Annotated in this window: 14 protein-coding genes and 1 pseudogene; 10 read left to right on the top strand and 5 right to left on the bottom strand. The window is 71.2% G+C overall.

Going from position 1 to position 16,659, the window contains the following annotated elements:
• From ABZ342_RS42780 to prfA, 7 genes and pseudogenes are all read left to right on the top strand, one after another.
• A pseudogene (locus ABZ342_RS42780) lies at window positions 1-475 on the top strand (diaminopimelate decarboxylase); the annotation flags it as partial.
• The gene (locus tag ABZ342_RS42775; RefSeq protein WP_360485987.1) at window positions 472-1,794 is read left to right on the top strand and encodes a homoserine dehydrogenase; all 1,323 of its coding nucleotides are present in this window, start codon (window positions 472-474) and stop codon (window positions 1,792-1,794) included. The pseudogene ABZ342_RS42780 and the gene ABZ342_RS42775, both read left to right, overlap by 4 nt.
• On the top strand, window positions 1,791-2,852 hold the full coding sequence (gene thrC, locus ABZ342_RS42770) for a threonine synthase (protein WP_360485981.1): 1,062 nt from the start codon (window positions 1,791-1,793) through the stop codon (window positions 2,850-2,852). Before ABZ342_RS42775 ends, thrC begins: the two co-directional genes overlap by 4 nt.
• Window positions 2,849-3,736, top strand: a complete 888-nt coding sequence (gene thrB / locus ABZ342_RS42765) for a homoserine kinase (protein ID WP_360485978.1) — start codon at window positions 2,849-2,851, stop codon at window positions 3,734-3,736. Before thrC ends, thrB begins: the two co-directional genes overlap by 4 nt.
• Window positions 3,737-4,135: 399 nt before the next feature.
• The gene (gene rho / locus ABZ342_RS42760; RefSeq protein ID WP_360485975.1) at window positions 4,136-6,133 is read left to right on the top strand and encodes a transcription termination factor Rho; all 1,998 of its coding nucleotides are present in this window, start codon (window positions 4,136-4,138) and stop codon (window positions 6,131-6,133) included.
• A 181-nt stretch (window positions 6,134-6,314) separates the two neighbouring features.
• Window positions 6,315-6,545 (top strand): 50S ribosomal protein L31, encoded by a 231-nt coding sequence (rpmE, locus tag ABZ342_RS42755; RefSeq protein ID WP_155541258.1) that lies wholly within the window; start codon window positions 6,315-6,317, stop codon window positions 6,543-6,545.
• Between the two features lie 76 nt (window positions 6,546-6,621).
• Window positions 6,622-7,692: a peptide chain release factor 1 gene (prfA, locus tag ABZ342_RS42750; RefSeq protein ID WP_155541259.1), complete on the top strand. Its 1,071-nt coding sequence runs from the start codon at window positions 6,622-6,624 to the stop codon at window positions 7,690-7,692.
• Window positions 7,693-7,722: 30 nt separating this feature from the next.
• On the opposite strand, the gene ABZ342_RS42745 is transcribed toward prfA, so the two are convergent.
• From ABZ342_RS42745 to ABZ342_RS42730, 4 genes are all read right to left on the bottom strand, one after another.
• Window positions 7,723-7,875, bottom strand: a complete 153-nt coding sequence (locus ABZ342_RS42745) for a hypothetical protein (RefSeq protein ID WP_360485971.1) — start codon at window positions 7,873-7,875, stop codon at window positions 7,723-7,725.
• Window positions 7,876-8,127: 252 nt separating this feature from the next.
• Window positions 8,128-9,591, bottom strand: coding sequence for a hypothetical protein (locus ABZ342_RS42740; RefSeq protein WP_360485968.1), 1,464 nt, complete (start codon window positions 9,589-9,591; stop codon window positions 8,128-8,130).
• Window positions 9,592-9,609: 18 nt separating this feature from the next.
• The gene (locus tag ABZ342_RS42735) at window positions 9,610-10,041 is read right to left on the bottom strand and encodes a GtrA family protein (protein ID WP_360485965.1); all 432 of its coding nucleotides are present in this window, start codon (window positions 10,039-10,041) and stop codon (window positions 9,610-9,612) included.
• Window positions 10,038-11,039, bottom strand: a complete 1,002-nt coding sequence (locus ABZ342_RS42730; protein ID WP_360485962.1) for a glycosyltransferase — start codon at window positions 11,037-11,039, stop codon at window positions 10,038-10,040. Before ABZ342_RS42730 ends, ABZ342_RS42735 begins: the two co-directional genes overlap by 4 nt.
• Window positions 11,040-11,284: 245 nt before the next feature.
• Here ABZ342_RS42730 and prmC point away from each other — a divergent pair, with 245 nt between their 5' ends.
• Window positions 11,285-12,151, top strand: coding sequence for a peptide chain release factor N(5)-glutamine methyltransferase (gene prmC / locus ABZ342_RS42725; RefSeq protein ID WP_155541264.1), 867 nt, complete (start codon window positions 11,285-11,287; stop codon window positions 12,149-12,151).
• A gap of 438 nt (window positions 12,152-12,589) precedes the next feature.
• On the opposite strand, the gene ABZ342_RS42720 is transcribed toward prmC, so the two are convergent.
• Window positions 12,590-14,563: a M6 family metalloprotease domain-containing protein gene (locus ABZ342_RS42720; protein ID WP_360485959.1), complete on the bottom strand. Its 1,974-nt coding sequence runs from the start codon at window positions 14,561-14,563 to the stop codon at window positions 12,590-12,592.
• A gap of 181 nt (window positions 14,564-14,744) precedes the next feature.
• Here ABZ342_RS42720 and ABZ342_RS42715 point away from each other — a divergent pair, with 181 nt between their 5' ends.
• Entirely contained in the window at window positions 14,745-15,395 is a 651-nt protein-coding gene (locus tag ABZ342_RS42715) for an L-threonylcarbamoyladenylate synthase (RefSeq protein ID WP_155541266.1), read from the top strand.
• Window positions 15,396-15,469: 74 nt separating this feature from the next.
• Window positions 15,470-16,627 carry an MraY family glycosyltransferase gene (locus ABZ342_RS42710; RefSeq protein ID WP_155541267.1) on the top strand — a complete coding sequence of 386 codons (1,158 nt, stop codon included), beginning with the start codon at window positions 15,470-15,472 and terminating at the stop codon, window positions 16,625-16,627.
• Window positions 16,628-16,659 lie beyond the last annotated feature (32 nt).

The raw sequence follows: 16,659 nt of genomic DNA, 5'->3' as shown, positions 1-16,659 counted from the left end.
GCCGCGCATCGCCGGCGAGCCGGGCCGCGCCATCGCCGGTCCCGGCACGGTCACGCTGTACGAAGTCGGCACCATCAAGGACGTCTCGCTCGGCGACGACCTGTCGCGCCGGTACGTCAGCGTCGACGGCGGGATGAGCGACAACATCCGGACCGCGCTGTACGACGCGGTGTACGACGTCCGGCTCGTGTCCCGCTCCGCGGAAGAGGCCGGCCAGCCGGTCGGGGCCGTACTGTCCCGGGTGGTGGGAAAACACTGTGAGTCCGGCGACATCGTCGTACGAGACTGCTGGTTGCCCGACACGCTGGCTCCCGGCGACCTGCTGGCGGTCGCGGCGACCGGTGCCTACTGCTACTCGATGGCGAGCACGTACAACCGGCAGCCGAGGCCGGCCGTGGTCGCCGTGCGCAACGGCGGCTCCCGGCTGCTGCTGCGGCGCGAGACGACCGACGACATGCTGCGCCTGGAGGTCTGAACACAGTGACTGCCCCAGAGGAACGACGGGCCGTCAAGGTCGCCCTGCTCGGGTGCGGGACCGTCGGCGGCGAGGTCGCCCGGCTGCTCGCCGAGCAGGCCGACGAGCTGGCCGCCCGGGCGGGGGTGGCGGTCGAGCTGGCCGGCATCGCCGTCCGCCGCCCGGACAAGCACCCCGAGCTGCCGCCGGAGCTGCTGACCGCCGACGCCGAGAAGTTCGTGACCAGCGACGACGTTGACGTCGTTGTCGAGCTGGTCGGCGGCATCGAGCCGGTGCGCGGCTGGCTGCTGGCCGCGCTGAAGGCCGGGAAGTCGGTCGTCACGGCGAACAAGGCCCTGCTGGCCGAGCACTCCGCCGACCTGTTCGAGGCGGCCGACGCCGCGGGCGCCGACCTCTACTTCGAGGCCGCGGTCGCCGGGGCCATCCCGCTGCTGCGCCCGCTGCGCGAGTCCCTCGCCGGTGACCGCATCACGCGCGTGATGGGCATCGTCAACGGGACCACGAACTACATCCTGTCCGCGATGGACTCGACCGGCGCCGGCTACGCCGAGACGCTCGACGAGGCCAGCCGCCTCGGGTACGCCGAGGCCGACCCGACCGCCGACGTCGACGGCTACGACGCCGCGTCGAAGGCCGCGATCCTCGCGTCGCTGGCGTTCCACACCCGCGTGACCGCGTCGGACGTGCACCGCGAGGGCATCGCCGACGTCACCGCCGCCGACCTCGGCGCGGCCCGGATGCTCGGCCGCACGGTCAAGCTCCTGGCGATCTGCGAGCGCGTGGCCGACGACGACGGCGTCGAGTCGGTCTCCGCCCGCGTGCACCCGGTGATGATCCCGCGCAGCCACCAGCTGGCCGGGGTGGGCGGCGCGTTCAACGCCGTCTACGTCGAGGCCGACGCCGCCGGCGAGCTGATGTTCTACGGCCAGGGCGCCGGTGGCGCGCCGACCGCGAGCGCGGTGCTCGGCGACCTCGTCGCGGTGGCCCGCAACCTGGTCGCCGGCGGCCGCGGGCCGCGCGAGTCCGCGCACGCGGCGCTGCCGGTGCGGCCGATGGGCCAGACGCCGACCCGGTACCACGTAAGCCTTTCCGTGGCCGACCGCGCCGGTGTGCTCGCCCAGGTGGCGCAGGCGTTCGCCGGGCACGGGGTGAGCATCGCGGCCGTCCGGCAGAGCGACGTCGGCGACCGCGCGAGCCTGGTCGTGGTGACCCACCAGGCCCCGGACGCGGCCTTGCAGTCCACTGTGGACGAGATCGCCAAGCTCGACGTCGTCCACGAAGTCGTCAGCGTGATGCGGGTGGAAGGCGAAGACCAGTGAGCAGTCAACCCTGGCCGGGGATCATCGAGGCGTACCGGGACCGCGTCCCGGTCCCGGACGGGGCGCAGGTCGTCACGCTCGGGGAAGGCAACACGCCGCTGCTGCCCGCGCGGCACCTGTCCGAGCTGACCGGCTGCGAGGTCCACCTCAAGGTCGAGGGCGCGAACCCGACGGGCTCGTTCAAGGACCGCGGCATGACCGTGGCCATCACGCACGCGCTCGCCAGCGGGCTCAAGGCGGTGATCTGCGCGTCGACCGGCAACACGTCCGCCTCGGCCGCGGCCTACGCCGCCCGCGCCGGGCTCACCTGCGCCGTGCTGGTGCCGCAGGGCAAGATCGCGATGGGCAAGCTCGCCCAGGCCGTCCTGCACGGCGCGCGGATCCTGCAGGTCGACGGCAACTTCGACGACTGCCTCGAGCTGGCCCGCAAGACCGCCGCCGACTACCCCGTCACGCTGGTCAACTCGGTCAACCCGGTGCGCATCGCCGGCCAGAAGACCGCGGCGTTCGAGATCTGCGACGCGCTGGGCGCGGCGCCGGACATCCACTGCCTCCCGGTCGGCAACGCCGGGAACATCACCGCCTACTGGGCGGGGTATTCGGAGTACGCGGCCGACTCTGTGGTGAAGAACACCCCGCGGATGTTCGGCTTCCAGGCGGCCGGCGCGGCACCGCTGGTGCACGGCGAGCCGGTGGCGGAGCCGGAGACCGTCGCGACAGCGATCCGGATCGGCAGCCCGGCGTCGTGGACCGCCGCGGTGAAGGCGAAGGACTCCTCCGACGGGCTCTTCGAAGCCGTGACGGACGAGAAGATCCTCGAGGCCTACCGGCTGCTGGCCGGGCGCGAGGGCGTGTTCGTCGAGCCGGCGTCGGCCACCAGCGTGGCCGGCCTGCTGGCCACGGCCGCCGACGGCAGGCTGCCGCGCGGCTCGCGCGTGGTCTGCACCGTCACCGGGCACGGCCTGAAGGACCCGCAGACGGCCCTGGCGGGCAACGTCGAGGTCGAACCCCTCGCGGTGGACCCCACGGCGGTCGCGGCGGCGCTGGACCTGCGGTGACCGGCGGTTTCAAGGTCACCGTCCCGGCGTCGACGGCGAACCTCGGGCCGGGCTTCGACGCCTTCGGCATGGCCTTGGGCCTGCACGACGTCGTCGAGGTGCGGGTCATCGACGCCGGGCTCAAGGTCGAGGTCATCGACGCCGGCGCGGGCGGGGTCGAGGACGTCCCCACCGACGAGACCCACCTCGTCGTGCGCGCCATCCGGCGGACCTGCGCGCACCTCGGCGTCGAGCCGCCGGGCCTGCACCTGCGCTGCTACAACGCGATCCCGCACGCGCGGGGGCTCGGCTCGTCGGCGGCCGCGGTGGTGTCCGGCGTCGCCGCCGGGTACGCCCTCGCGGGCCGCGAGATCGACGCCTTCGAGGCCCTGCAGCTGGCCGCCGGCTTCGAAGGCCATGCTGACAACGCCGCGGCGAGCCTGGTCGGCGGCCTCGTCGTGGCCTGGTGCGAAGGCTCGGAGTTCCACGCCGAGCGGCTCGCGCCGCACCCGTCGATCCGGCCGGTCGTGGCGGTGCCGTCGGTGCGCTCGGCCACCGCGACCACGCGCGGCCTGCTGCCGGCGACCGTGCCGCACGCCGACGCCGCGCACAACGCCGGCCGCGCCGCGCTGGCCGTGCACGCCCTGACGGCGAAGCCGGAGCTGCTGCTCGCGGCCACCGAAGACCGCCTGCACCAGCACTACCGGGCTCCCGCGTACCCGGCGAGCGGGGAGCTGGTGGCGACGCTGCGTACACGCGGGGTCGCCGCCGCGGTCTCCGGAGCGGGTCCGACGGTGCTCGCGCTGACCACGACGGGAATATTGCCGCCAGGGGTCGACGTTGAGGGCTTCGACGTCTTCGAGCTGCCCGTGGATCTCGCGGGAGTGCAGGTTGCGGCTCAGTAAAGGCTGGGTCACGTGCTCGCCGCCCCGCCCGCCACGCGGGGGGTGGTTGTTGCACCCGGCACCGGCGCGGTCTACCCTCGGGGGCGTTCGATCACCGTGCGTTTCCGCACCCGATGCCGGTCTCCGGATCGCATCCTTCGTTGATCCGCCGAATCCGCACCGCCTGGCAAGCGGGGTAACGCGGAGGAACGTAGGCGGGTTTCCGGTTTCGGCGGTGCCGAATTCCGTGTCCTCCGAATGGAGGACGCAAACCCCTGTGGTGGAGGCGCTCCAGCTGTGTTTCGCACGGCCGAAGAGCTCATCTCCCGTATCGGGGGGCAGATACGCCGGTTCGCGATCAGAAGCGAGCGGCAGTCCGCTGATCCGCCTGGAGGCGTGGATCGGTCAGGAAGGACATGTGTGAGCAACACCGATCTTTTGAGCGACGTGGGTAGCAGCGCCGCGGAGTCGAACGGCACCACCCCCGCTCCCAAGAAGACGGTCGGCGGGTTGACCGGGAAGACCGTGGCGGAACTGCGTTCGCTGGCTGGGGAGCTCGGCGTCGGTGAGACGACGGGCATGCGCAAGGGCGATCTGATCGCCGCGATCCGTGAGCGTCAGGGCAAGTCGCGCAAGCGTCCGGCCGCCGAGACGCTGCCCCTCGAGGGCGTCGGCGAGCCGCCGAAGGCGGCCGCGCCGAAGGCCAAGGCCGAGGCGCCCGCGGCGCCGGCCGAGACCGCGCCGAAGGCCGAGGCCTCGGTGGCGAGCGCCCCGGCCGTGGAGGCCCCGCCGCAGGCCGAGCGCCCGCAGCAGGACAAGCAGGACGGCCAGCAGGGCCAGGACGGCCAGCCCGAGGAGGGCGGCCGCGGCCGGCGTCGTCGCGGCTCGAACCGCGCCGCCGGGTCGCCCGACGGCCAGCAGGGCGGTGACCGCCAGCAGAGCGGCGACCGTCAGCAGGGTGACCGTCAGGCCGGTGGGGACCGTCAGCAGGGCGACCGCCAGCAGGGGCAGGGTGGCGGCGGCAACCGCGACCAGCAGCGCCAGGGCGGCGGCCGCAACGACAACCGCCAGGACGGCAACCGTCAGCGCAACCAGCAGGACGGCGGCAGCCGCGGTGGCCAGGACAACCGCGACAACCGTGACAACCGCGCCCAGCAGCCGGACGACGACGAGGAAGGCGGCCGTCGCGGCCGTCGCTTCCGCGACCGTCGCCGCCGGGGCAGTGGCGGCGGCCAGCGTGACGGCGGTTCGCCGGACACCGAGATCCGCGAGGACGACGTCCTGCTGCCCGTCGCGGGCATCCTGGACGTGCTCGACAACTACGCGTTCGTGCGGACTTCCGGCTACCTCGCCGGCCCGAACGACGTGTACGTCTCGCTTTCGCTGGTCCGCAAGTACGGCCTGCGCCGCGGTGACGCCATCACCGGCGTCGTGCGCCAGCCGCGTGACGGCGAGCAGCAGCGGCAGAAGTTCAACCCGCTGGTGCGCGTCGACTCGATCAACGGCCTGGAGCCGGACGAGGCCAAGCGCCGCCCCGACTTCACCAAGCTGACCCCGCTGTACCCGAACGAGCGGCTGCGCCTCGAGACCGAGTCGCACAAGCTCACGACCCGCGTGATCGACCTGATCATGCCGGTCGGCAAGGGGCAGCGCGCCCTGATCGTGTCGCCGCCGAAGGCCGGTAAGACCACGATCATGCAGGACATCGCGAACGCGATCTCGACGAACAACCCCGAGTGCCACCTGATGGTCGTCCTGGTCGACGAGCGTCCGGAAGAGGTCACGGACATGCAGCGCTCGGTGAAGGGCGAGGTCATCGCCTCGACCTTCGACCGGCCGCCGGCGGACCACACCTCGGTCGCGGAGCTGTCGATCGAGCGGGCCAAGCGCCTGGTCGAGATGGGCCACGACGTCGTCGTGTTGCTCGACTCGATCACGCGTCTCGGCCGCGCGTACAACCTGGCGGCCCCGGCGTCCGGCCGGATCCTGTCCGGTGGTGTCGACTCGACCGCGCTCTACCCGCCGAAGCGGTTCCTCGGCGCGGCGCGCAACATCGAGAACGGCGGCTCGCTGACCATCTTCGCCACGGCGATGGTGGAGACCGGGTCGACGATGGACACGGTCATCTTCGAAGAGTTCAAGGGCACCGGTAACGCGGAGCTCAAGCTCGACCGCAAGATCGCCGAGCGCCGCGTGTTCCCGGCCGTCGACGTCAACCCGTCCGGTACCCGCAAGGACGAGCTCCTGCTGAACCCGGACGAGCTCGCCGTGACCGTGAAGCTGAGCCGGGTGCTGCACGCGCTCGACTCGCAGCAGGCCATCGACCTGCTGATCTCGCGGCTGCGCAAGACGAAGACGAACGTCGAGTTCCTGATGCAGGTGTCCAAGACCGCCCTCGGCGGCGGCGAGGACGACTGAACGTGCTCATCGGAGGCCTCCCCGCCACCCGCGGGGAGGCCTCCGGCGCGTTCGGAATACCTGGTCAGCGGGGTGCGTTCCAGTGATCGTCAGCCCGTCTGGCAGAATTACCCGCTGAAGTCCGGCACCGGTTCACCCCGCGAGAACGACTGGGGACCCGGAGCCAACGAGAGAGGACACCATGAAGAGCGGTATTCACCCCGAGTACGTGGTCACAGCCGTGAACTGCGACTGCGGAAACAGCTTCACCACGCGCAGCACCAAGACCAGTGGCGACATCCACGTCGAGATCTGCTCGAACTGCCACCCGTTCTACACGGGCAAGCAGAAGATCATGGACACCGGTGGCCGGGTCGCGCGCTTCGAGGCTCGCTACGGCAAGCGTCAGAAGAAGGACGCCGACGCCAAGTAGCTTTTTCCACGGCGCCCACCCGCACGCGCGGGTGGGCGCCGTTCTTTGTGCGGAACCGGGCTGAGAGGTGGCAGAGGTGGATTCGAGCTCGCTCAAGGGGCTGCTCGCCGAACACGCGGAGCTGGAGACCCAGCTCGCGGACCCGGCGGTGCACGCCGACCAGGCGCGCGCCCGCAAGCTCGGCCGCCGCTACGCCGAGCTGACGCCGGTGGTGCGGGCCGTCCAGGACCTGGACACCGTCCGCGACGACCTCGCGGCCGCGCGGGAGATGGCTTCGGAGGACGCGGAGTTCGCCGCCGAGGCCGAGGAGCTGAGCGCGCGGATCCCCGATCTCGAGTCGAAGCTCACCGAGCTGCTGCTGCCGCGCGACCCGTACGACGGCTCCGACGTCGTGATGGAGATCAAGTCCGGCGAAGGCGGCGAAGAGTCGGCCCTGTTCGCCGGCGACCTGCTGCGGATGTACCTGCGCTACGCCGAGCGCCACGGCTGGAAGGCCGAGGTCCTCGACTCGGTGGACTCCGACCTGGGCGGCTTCAAGGACGTCACGCTGTCGATCAAGACGAAGTCGGCGGTCGTCGACGGCGTCTGGTCGCGCCTGAAGTTCGAGGGCGGCGTGCACCGCGTCCAGCGCGTGCCCGCGACCGAGTCGCAGGGCCGGATCCACACGTCGGCGTCCGGCGTCCTGATCTACCCGGAGCCGGAGGAGGTCGAGGTCGAGATCGACCCGAACGACCTCCGCATCGACGTCTTCCGGTCCTCGGGCCCGGGCGGCCAGAGCGTCAACACGACCGACTCGGCGGTCCGGATCACGCACCTGCCGACCGGCATCGTCGTGTCGTGCCAGAACGAGAAGTCCCAGATCCAGAACCGCGCGCGGGCCCTGCAGGTGCTGCAGGCCCGGCTGCAGGCGATCGCGGAGGAGGAGGCGGCGGCGAAGGCGTCCGACGCCCGTCGTTCGCAGGTCCGGACGGTGGACCGCTCGGAGCGGATCCGGACGTACAACTTCCCGGAGAACCGGATCTCCGACCACCGCGTCAACTACAAGGCGTACAACCTGGACCAGGTCCTGGACGGCGACCTGGACGGCGTGCTGGACGCGCTGGCGACGGCGGACCGCGAAGAGCGCCTGGCCGCTTCGGCGGGCTGAGCCGCCCCACGGCGGCCCAGCCCGGGCGGATCAGCCGCAGGCGACCGGGCCGGCCGAGGCGCGGAACTGGTTGACCGAGCCGCTGCCCAGCGAGAGGTTGCCGGACAAGTAGATGCACTTGCCGGCGGTGCCGGTGAGCAGCACTCCGCCCGCGTACTCGTGGTAGGGACCGGAGTCGGTCACCGGAGTACTTCCACATGCTGACCGAAATCGAGCGCGCGGGCGCCCCGTCGCTGGTGACCTTCGCGCAGTTGGTGCCACCGTTCGCGCTGGAGTACCACAGGCGCAGCGTGCCGGCCTGGTCGCCGAGCTGGTTCTTCAGCGGCTTGGGCAAGCCGTCCTTGTGGAGTTCCGTGCCCGGGCACGTCGGTACCGGCTGCGGTGGTCGCCTGCGCGGCGGGCGCCACGACGATCCCATCGGGAAGCAGGAACGGTTTAGCGGACGCCGGGCTTCTCCGGCTCGCGGAAGGCCTCGAAGACCTCGGTCGCCGGCTCCTCGTCCGGGGCCACTTCGGACGCGGGCTCGGGCTGCGCCGGCTTCGGGAACAGGCTGAGCACCGCGAACACGAATGCCAAGAACGTCGGGAACAGCGTCAGCAGCTGGTGCTTCACGCCCTCGACGCCCTCACCGAGCGCCGACAGCCCGAACTGGCCCACCGCGAACAGCAGCAGGAAGAACACGACGACGCCGTACTCGCGCTTGCGGCGCCGGAATGCCCGCACACCGGCCCAGCCGATCAGCAGCCAGAACGGCACCAGCACGAACAGCCCCAGCGGCGCCGCGAGCTTCGACAGCCCGGAGAACACCGGCACCCGGTACTCCTGGGCCATCTTCTCGAACCCCGCCGACTCGGCGAAGCTGCCCAGCCGGGCCGGGCGCGCCGTCAGCGTGTCGGTCGCGCCCTGCTGGAGGATCTGCAGCGTGCGCGTCGGGTGGGCCGCGTAGTACTGGACGACGTTGCGGCGGCTGATCTTGTCGCGGAAGCCGTTGTAGTCCGCGTCCGTCCACGGGTGCGCCGCCCACCAGCCGGTGCCGATGAACTTCTTCGCGCTCGGCGGCAGGCCCAGCGCCGCCAGGTCGGCGTCCGTGTCGTGCTTGCCGTCCACGATGCTGTCGAACACCACGTGGTACATGTTCGCTTCGCGGTACTCGGCGTTGGCCGGGTCGCCGTGGGACTGCACCGCCGCCGTCCCCGCGCCCACGACCACCAGCACGCCCAGCGGCAGCAGCCAGCGCCCCCAGCCGCGCTTGCCCACCGGCCGGATCAGCGCGAGCGCCACCACGAACAGCGGGATCAGCAGCAGCGTCTGCGACTTCGCGTTGATGCCGATCAGCGCGCCCACCACGGTCAGCGCGGCGCCCCAGTACCGCCACGCGCCCGTGCGGTTCATCAGCAGCAGCCCGCCGGCCATCAGCAGCATTCCCACGAACCCGGCGCCCTCGCTGAGCACCGACGCGAAGTAGCCGAAGAAGGCCGAATCGGCCATCACGAGCAGCAGCAGCACCGCCGCGATGACGCGGTTGCGGGTGCTCAGCTCCAGGCCGAGGACCGTGGCCGCGATGCCGGCGGCGATGAGCACGCACGTGATCGCGCCGAGGACCAGCAGGTTGAGCTCCGCCGACGAGCCGAGCACCTTGCCCAGCTTGCTCGCGAACCAGTCGAGCCACGCCTGGCTCGAGATGTAGTCGCTCTTGCAGGCCGAACCCGGCCCGTAGCTGAAGTGCACGTAGAACTCGGAGCTGAGCTCCGGGTGCCGGCCGCCGAGGTCGCACAGCAGGCGCCAGCCGTCGCCGTTGTCGGCCATCCCGACCGGCCTCGGCACCAGGAACCGGAGCAGCAGAACGCCCAAGGAAAGGACGAAGACACCCAGGCCGAAGCGCAGTTCACGGAATCGCACTCGGAACAGCGTACGAGATCACGCAGAGTCGACCGGCGCCGCACCGGGAATGGGCGAAACCGGACGGTGGCGGAACACCACGTAGTGGTAGAGCAGGTAGTTCCAGAACAGCCCGACGACGATGGCCGCGCCCTTCGGCACCAGCAGGTTGACGCCCGGGAAAAGGTGGCTCACCAGCGTGATGACGCCGAACTGGAGCACCCAGAGCCCGAACGCCGTCACGCCGAAGAACAGCAGGGCCTGCCGGCGGATGTCGCCGTCCTTCGCGCGGAACGTGAAGTTCCGGTTCAGCGTGAACGACAGCAGCATGCCCGCCGTCGTCGAGATGAAGTTGGCGACGAACGTCGGCACGCCGAGCGTCGCCAGCAGCGCGTACCCCAGCGCGTCGACGAGCGTGTTGCCGATCCCGACGATCCCGAAGCGCACCTGCGTGGCCGTGACGAACCTCATCGGGCGGCGCTCCGGCGGTCTTCGCCCGCTTCGGCGGCCGACGGGACACCCGTGCGCACCGACGCCACCGTGTACAGCGGCCGGTTCTGGACCTGCGAATACGTGCGGCCGATGTAGCTGCCGAGCACGCCCAGCATGATGATCTGGATGCCGCCGAGGAAGAACATCGCGATGGTGATGAACGCCCAGCCGGGCACCGCCGTCTCCGGCGCGAACAGCTTCACGCCGACGACGTAGAGCACGCCGAGGAAGCTCAGCATCGAGATGAGGTACCCCATCCGCGTGATCATCCGCAGCGGCGTCGTCGAGAACCCGAGGATGCCGTCGGCGGCGAAGCGCAGCATCTTCGTCAGCGGGTAGCCGGTGACGCCGGCGTGGCGCTGGTCGCGGTCGAACAGCACCGCCGTCTGCCGGAACCCGACGTAGCTGACGAGGCCGCGCAGGAACCGGTCGCGCTCGCGGTACTTGCGCAGCTCGTCGACGACCTTGCGGTCGACCAGGCGGAAGTCGCCGGTGTTCTTCGGGATCTCGACCGCGGCCATCTTCTGGAGGAACCAGTAGAAGGCACTCGCGGTGAACCGCTTGAACGGCGAATCCCGGCGCGAGCGGCGCTGCGCGTAGACGACCTCGTAGCCCTCTTCCCACTTCTCGAGCAGCTCGAGGGCGACCCGCGGCGGGTCCTGCAGGTCGCTGTCCATGATGACGGTGGCGTCGGCGTCCACCAGGTCGAGCCCGGCGGTGACGGCCATCTGGTGCCCGAAGTTGCGGGACAGCTCCACGACCGTGACGCGGGGGTCGCGCGCGCCCAGCTCGGTGAGCCGGTCCAGGGAGGCGTCGCGGCTGCCGTCGTCGACGTAGATGAAGCTGAAGTCGTACCGCCCGGCCAGGGGCGCGGTGACCTCGTCGACCGTGCGGTGCAGCAGGTCGATGTTCGCTTCCTCGTTGTAGATGGGGAAGATGAACGCGACCCGGCGGCGCGGGGTCGGATCGGTCGGCACTGGCGCTCCCGGGGGTCGGCGTCTCGGGCATCGGTGGAGATCGGCGACGCCCCGGCCAGGATATCCGCGCGGGCCGGCACCGGAAGCTTCCCCGTGCGGATCCATTCTGGCGGTGAGCCGTGTTTCGTGGCTGTTTGTCATGCTCGTGACGAGGCCTCGATACGCTGGACGGCGTGGGACCGGCGCGTGTCCTGACAGGGGAGTTCCGCCTGGTGTGCCAGGCTTGACGAGGTGAAGGACGACGAGTGAATCGGCAGCCGCTGCGCCTGGCCATCATCGAGGCCACCCGGATTCTCGACCGCGCCGGCGTCGCCTCGCCGCGGTTCGACGCCGAGGTGATCGCGGCGCACGTGCTGGGGGTCGAACGCGGCAGGCTGCCGATGGTGCCGCTGGTCGACCCACCGGTGATCGAGGCCATCGGCCAGCTCGTCCAGCAGCGCGCGAAGCGGATCCCGCTGCAGTACCTGACCGGCTGGGCGGCGCTCGGGGACATCACGGTGGCGGTCGGCGCGGGGGTGTTCGTGCCGCGGCCGGAGACCGAGCTGCTGCTCGAATGGGGCGTCAAGTTCCTGCAGGGGCGCGAGTTCCCGGTGGTGGTGGACCTGTGCACCGGTTCGGGGGCGCTGGCGCTGGCGGTGGCCAACGCCCGGCCGGACGCGGTGGTGTACGCGGTGGACGTCGACCCGCAGGCGCTGGCCTGGGCGCGCCACAACGCCGACGTCCACGCGGACGCGGGCAACACCCCGATCCGCCTGTACTCGGGTGACATCGGCGACCCGACGATGTTCGCCGAGCTCGACGGCCTGGTCGACCTGGTGCTGTGCAACCCGCCGTACGTCCCGGAGGGAACCCCGGTGCCCCCGGAGGTCGCGGAGCACGACCCCCCGCGCGCGGTGTTCGCTGAGGAGAGCGGCCTGGCGGTGATCCGCCACGCGATCGCGGCGGGCGCGAGGTTGCTGCGCCCGGGAGGCGGACTGGCGATCGAGCACGACGACACGCACGGATCGGCGGTTCCGGCGCTGGTCCGCGCCCGACGGGTGCTGACGGGCGTCGAGGACCACGCCGACCTGACGGGGCGGGCCCGGTTCGTCACGGCTCGCCGGTTGGGCTGAGCAGGCCGTCCGGGAGACCCTAAAGCAGCCCCCGCCACTCCCAGGGGGCGTCCCTATGTGGTTGTCAAGCCGCGGCAGGCGCCGGAACCACGTTGGGGTGGCGGTGGTGGGTGCCGTTGCGGAGCATGGCGTAGAGGACGTCGCAGCGGCGGCGGGCGTTACGACGAGACCTACCAAGCGCTGGTGGCCGTGTCCCTATCAGCGGTCCCTCGATGCCACCGGACCCGATGACACCACTCCCGGATCATGCGTGCGACTGGGGGCGTCGGTCATGCCGGGCCTGGTGACCACAACTCCCTGGTCGGGAGCCACGAAAAAGGAACGGGGGCGTCCCCGGCTCCAGCGTATCGGCCCCCACCGCCGAAGAACCGCGAAAGCCGCCGCTGCGGCCCCGTTGTCCACAACCTGACCAGGCTGTGGACAACGAGGCCGTCACGCTCAGAAGCCGAACGCCGTGCAGCTCGCCGTCGCGGTCTTCGACGGGTCGCTCACCGATGTCGCCGTCAGCTTCACCCGAGCCGCCAGGTCACCGCCCGCCCCGCGCTTCGCGTACGCCGGCACCTTCACGTGCCCGCCGAACTTCGCCGTGGCCAGCTCGTTCGGCAGCCGGACCTCCCAGCCTCGGGCGTCCGTCGACACGCTCAGCCGGTACGTGTCCGTGTCGTACGGTGCCTGCGCTCCCCGGGCCGCACCCGTGTTGAGCAGGCCGAAGTCGCAGGTCGCGAGGCCGCCGCGGGCGAACGCCGGCAGCGCCGGGGTCAGCGCCGTGCCTCGGGCCTGGCTGCCCGCGCCGTCCAGCGAGGCCACCGTCACCGTGTACGACAGCACGCCGCGACGATCCCGCGCCAGGTCGGTGATCAGGAACCGCAGCCGGTTCGCCTGGTCGGTGTACTCGTACGGGCTCGACGCCTCGGTGCCCGCCTTGAACAGCGCGTCGTTGAGCTGCCGGTAGTCACCGATGGTGATCTTCACCGGCGTTCCGTCCGGCTTGGTGTAGTCGGTGATGCCGATGTCCTGCGGGTTCGCGTCGATCACCCAGTCGAAGGGCGCGTTGTCCTTGTTCTTCGTCTTGGTGATCATGACGCCGGAGTCCGGGGCGAAGGAGTCCGCGCCCATCCGGTCGACGACCTCGACCGTGTAGTTGTCGTAGCCGCCGCCGTCGCAGAACGGGTCCTTCGCGCGGTCGCACTTCGGCGCCTTGTCCCCGCCGGTGAGCTTGATGTTCAGGCCCGTGAACGCTCCCGGCTGCGCCTCCGTCTCCCGCGCGGTCAGGCGGGCCGACACCGGACCGGACGTCGCCAGCGCGTTGCGGTCCAGCTGCAGGACGTCCGCCGGGTCGACGATGCCGAGCTTCAGCTTGTTGCGCAGCTGGTGCTGGGCACCCATCGAACTGCCCTGCGTCGCCGGGATCTGCCAGCGCGTGTGCGGGCCGCCGGGCCCGTTGAACGTGCCGCGCGACAACATGTCCCACGGCCCGCTGTAGCTGCGGGACGGCGGCACGCCGAACGGGTTGTTGTAGTTGTCGCCGATGCCCAGGATGTGGCTGAACTCGTGGGCGTAGGTCGACTGGCCGGAGCTTTCGGCCTGCACCGAGCTGCCGTCCTGCGCGTTCGGCCAGATGCTCGCGGCCGACTTCCACGACGTCCACGGCACGTACCGCGTCGCCGCGTAGTTGGGCAGGTCGTGGTTCGGCGGGCCGAACGCGTCCGGCACGTTCTCCTTCGCGCCGAACTTCATCTCGCCGAACTCCTGCCAGGTCGAGCTCTCGTCCTGGCCGGCGGAGAGGTAGAAGACGAAGTCGAACTGGTTCGCGGTGTCGCCGACGTCGGCGCGCCAGGCGTCGCCGGCGTCCTTGCGGATGTCGCGGGTGCAGTTCGCGCCCGGCGGGCAGGCGCTCGGCTGGAACTCCATGCCGTACTCGTAGGACTGCCCGGGCATCCGGTACGGCCCGAACGCGGTCAGCTGGACGCCGAACCGGCCGCCGGAGTCCTCCATCCAGTACTCGTTGATGGTGTGCCCGTTGTTGAGCGCCTCGGGCTTGTTGAGGAAGTCCTGGTAGTACTGCGCGACGGTCGCGCGCGGGAGGCCGGCGGCGGTCGGCGCGGGGTTGCCGAACACGGTCGAGTGCGCGGGCTGCGTGACGACGAAGTCCTGGTCGGGGTAGTCGGCGAGGACGACGGCGCCCTTGAAGGTGCGCTGAGTGGGCTTGAGCGACGGGTCGGCCCAGTTCGTGCCGGGCACCTTCTTGTAGTCGGACCACGTCATGTGGTCCTGGTTCTCCCAGTGCGCGGCGTCGATCGGGGCCGGCCAGCCGCGGGTCAGGGGCTCGGCGGCGGCGGTGCCGGTGCCGAGCCCGGTGAGGACGGTGACCGCGGCGAGCAGGGCGAGCGCTTTCGAGGTTCTGGGGCGCATCTGCGGCTCCTTCACTGGGAACCCACGGGGGTGGTGGTTCCCAGTGATCGACCGTATTGAGCCACGCTGTCCCGGTTCTGCCTCGGGGCGAGGTTTACCCGCTTGCCCCACGACGAAAGTCGGGCGGGTGTGTGTGACGCGGCGAACGCCCGCTCCGGCGACCGGACTACTCTTGGCGCTCATGAGCGTGGTCTACGACTGCAGCAAGCGGGAGTCCCGGGCCGACGGGCTGTCGGCGGCCGCCGGGGCGGTGCGGTCGAGCAGGCTGGTCGTCCTGCCGACCGACACGGTCTACGGCATCGGCGCCGACGCGTTCGACGCGGGCGCCGTCCAGGCGCTGCTGCGCGCGAAGAACCGCGGCCCGGACATGCCGGTCGGCGTGCTCGTCGGCTCGTGGTCCACTGTGGACGGTCTGGTGCTCGGCGTGCCCCCGCAGGCCCGTGCGCTCATCGAAGCGTTCTGGCCCGGCGATCTGTCCATCGTGCTCCCGCACGCGCCGAGTCTGCAGTGGAACCTCGGCGACGCCCGCGGCACCGTGATGCTCCGGATGCCGCTGCACCCGGTGGCGCTGGAGCTGCTGCGCGACGTCGGCCCGATGGCCGTGTCGAGCGCGAACGTCTCGGGCCGCCCGCCGGCCAGCACCGCGCAGGAGGCGCAGGAGCAGCTCGGCGACTCGGTCGCGGTGTACCTCGACGGCGGGTCGAGCGGCGAGGCCGTCGCGTCGAGCATCGTGGACCTCACCGGCACCGAGCCGGTGGTGCTGCGAGAAGGCGCCGTGGGCAAGGACGCCATCGCGGAGGTGCTCGGTGTTCCCGCGGAATCGTTGGCGTGAAGCCGGATCAAGGCGCCGGGCGCGGCACGATAGCGTGTCGCGGGTGACCCCGACCCCGCGAGCGTGACGCACCCGTGCCGCCCACATCCGGTCTTCTCCCCATCCGGGAATACATCCTCGTCGCGCTGACCGCGGCGGCGGTGACCTACCTGCTCACCGGCGTCGTGCGCCGGCTCGCGATCCGCGTCGGCGCGATCGCCAACCCGCGTGCGCGCGACGTCCACGTCGCCCCCATCCCGCGGATGGGCGGGATCGGCATCTTCCTCGGCGTCGCGGGCGCGATGGGCCTGGCCCACCAGCTGCCCGCGCTGTCGCACGGCTTCGACGCCTCGTTCGACTCGGTCGGCGTGCTGCTCGCGGCCGGGGTCATCTCGCTGATCGGCGCGCTCGACGACCGGTTCGAGCTGGACGCCTGGACGAAGCTGGCCGGCCAGGTCATGTGCGCCGGGATCCTGGTCATCTTCGGCGTGCAGTGGGTGTCGTTCTGGGTGCCGTGGGGCGGCAGCGGCGACTCGTTCGGCTCGGTGCTCGTGCTCGACAAGAACCAGGGCGCGCTGCTCACCGTCGTGATGGTCGTGGTGATGGTCAACGCGATGAACTTCGTCGACGGCCTCGACGGGCTGGCCGGCGGCCTCGGGTTCATCGCGGCGGCGGCGACGTGCGCGTTCTCCCTCGGCCTGCTCGACAGCTCGGGCGGCGACGTCGGCACGTACCCGCCGGCTCTGATCGCGGCCACGCTCGCCGGAGCGTGTCTGGGGTTCCTGCCGTACAACTTCCAGCCCGCGAAGATCTTCATGGGCGATTCCGGCTCGATGATGATCGGCCTGATGCTCGCGGGCGCGACGACGTCCGCGTCCGGGCGCGTGCCGTACCCGCAGTTCAGCGGCAAGGACGCGATCGCGCTGCTGTCGCCGCTGGTGGTCGTGGCGGCGGTGCTGTTCGTGCCGCTGCTGGACCTGATCATGGCGGTCATCCGCCGCACCCGCCGCGGCGAAAGCCCGTTCGCGGCGGACAAGATGCACCTGCACCACCGCCTGCTGGAGATCGGGCACTCCCAGCGCCGCGCGGTGCTGCTGATCTACTTGTGGGCCGGGATCCTGGCGTTCGGCGCGGTCTCGGTGACCCTGTTCGACGACGCGGCGGCGCTGTGGATCATCGGGATCGGGCTGGTGCTGGCGGTGGTGGTCTCGATCGTCCCCCGCCTGCGTTCGCGCAACCAGCCGGGGACCTGACCGGCCGCGTTCTCTACACTCGGAAGCCGAAC

This window comes from Amycolatopsis sp. NPDC005961 (genome assembly GCF_040629235.1).
Classification (GTDB): Bacteria; Actinomycetota; Actinomycetes; order Mycobacteriales; family Pseudonocardiaceae; genus Amycolatopsis; species Amycolatopsis camponoti.
This window is presented reverse-complemented; position numbering and strand designations above follow the sequence as displayed.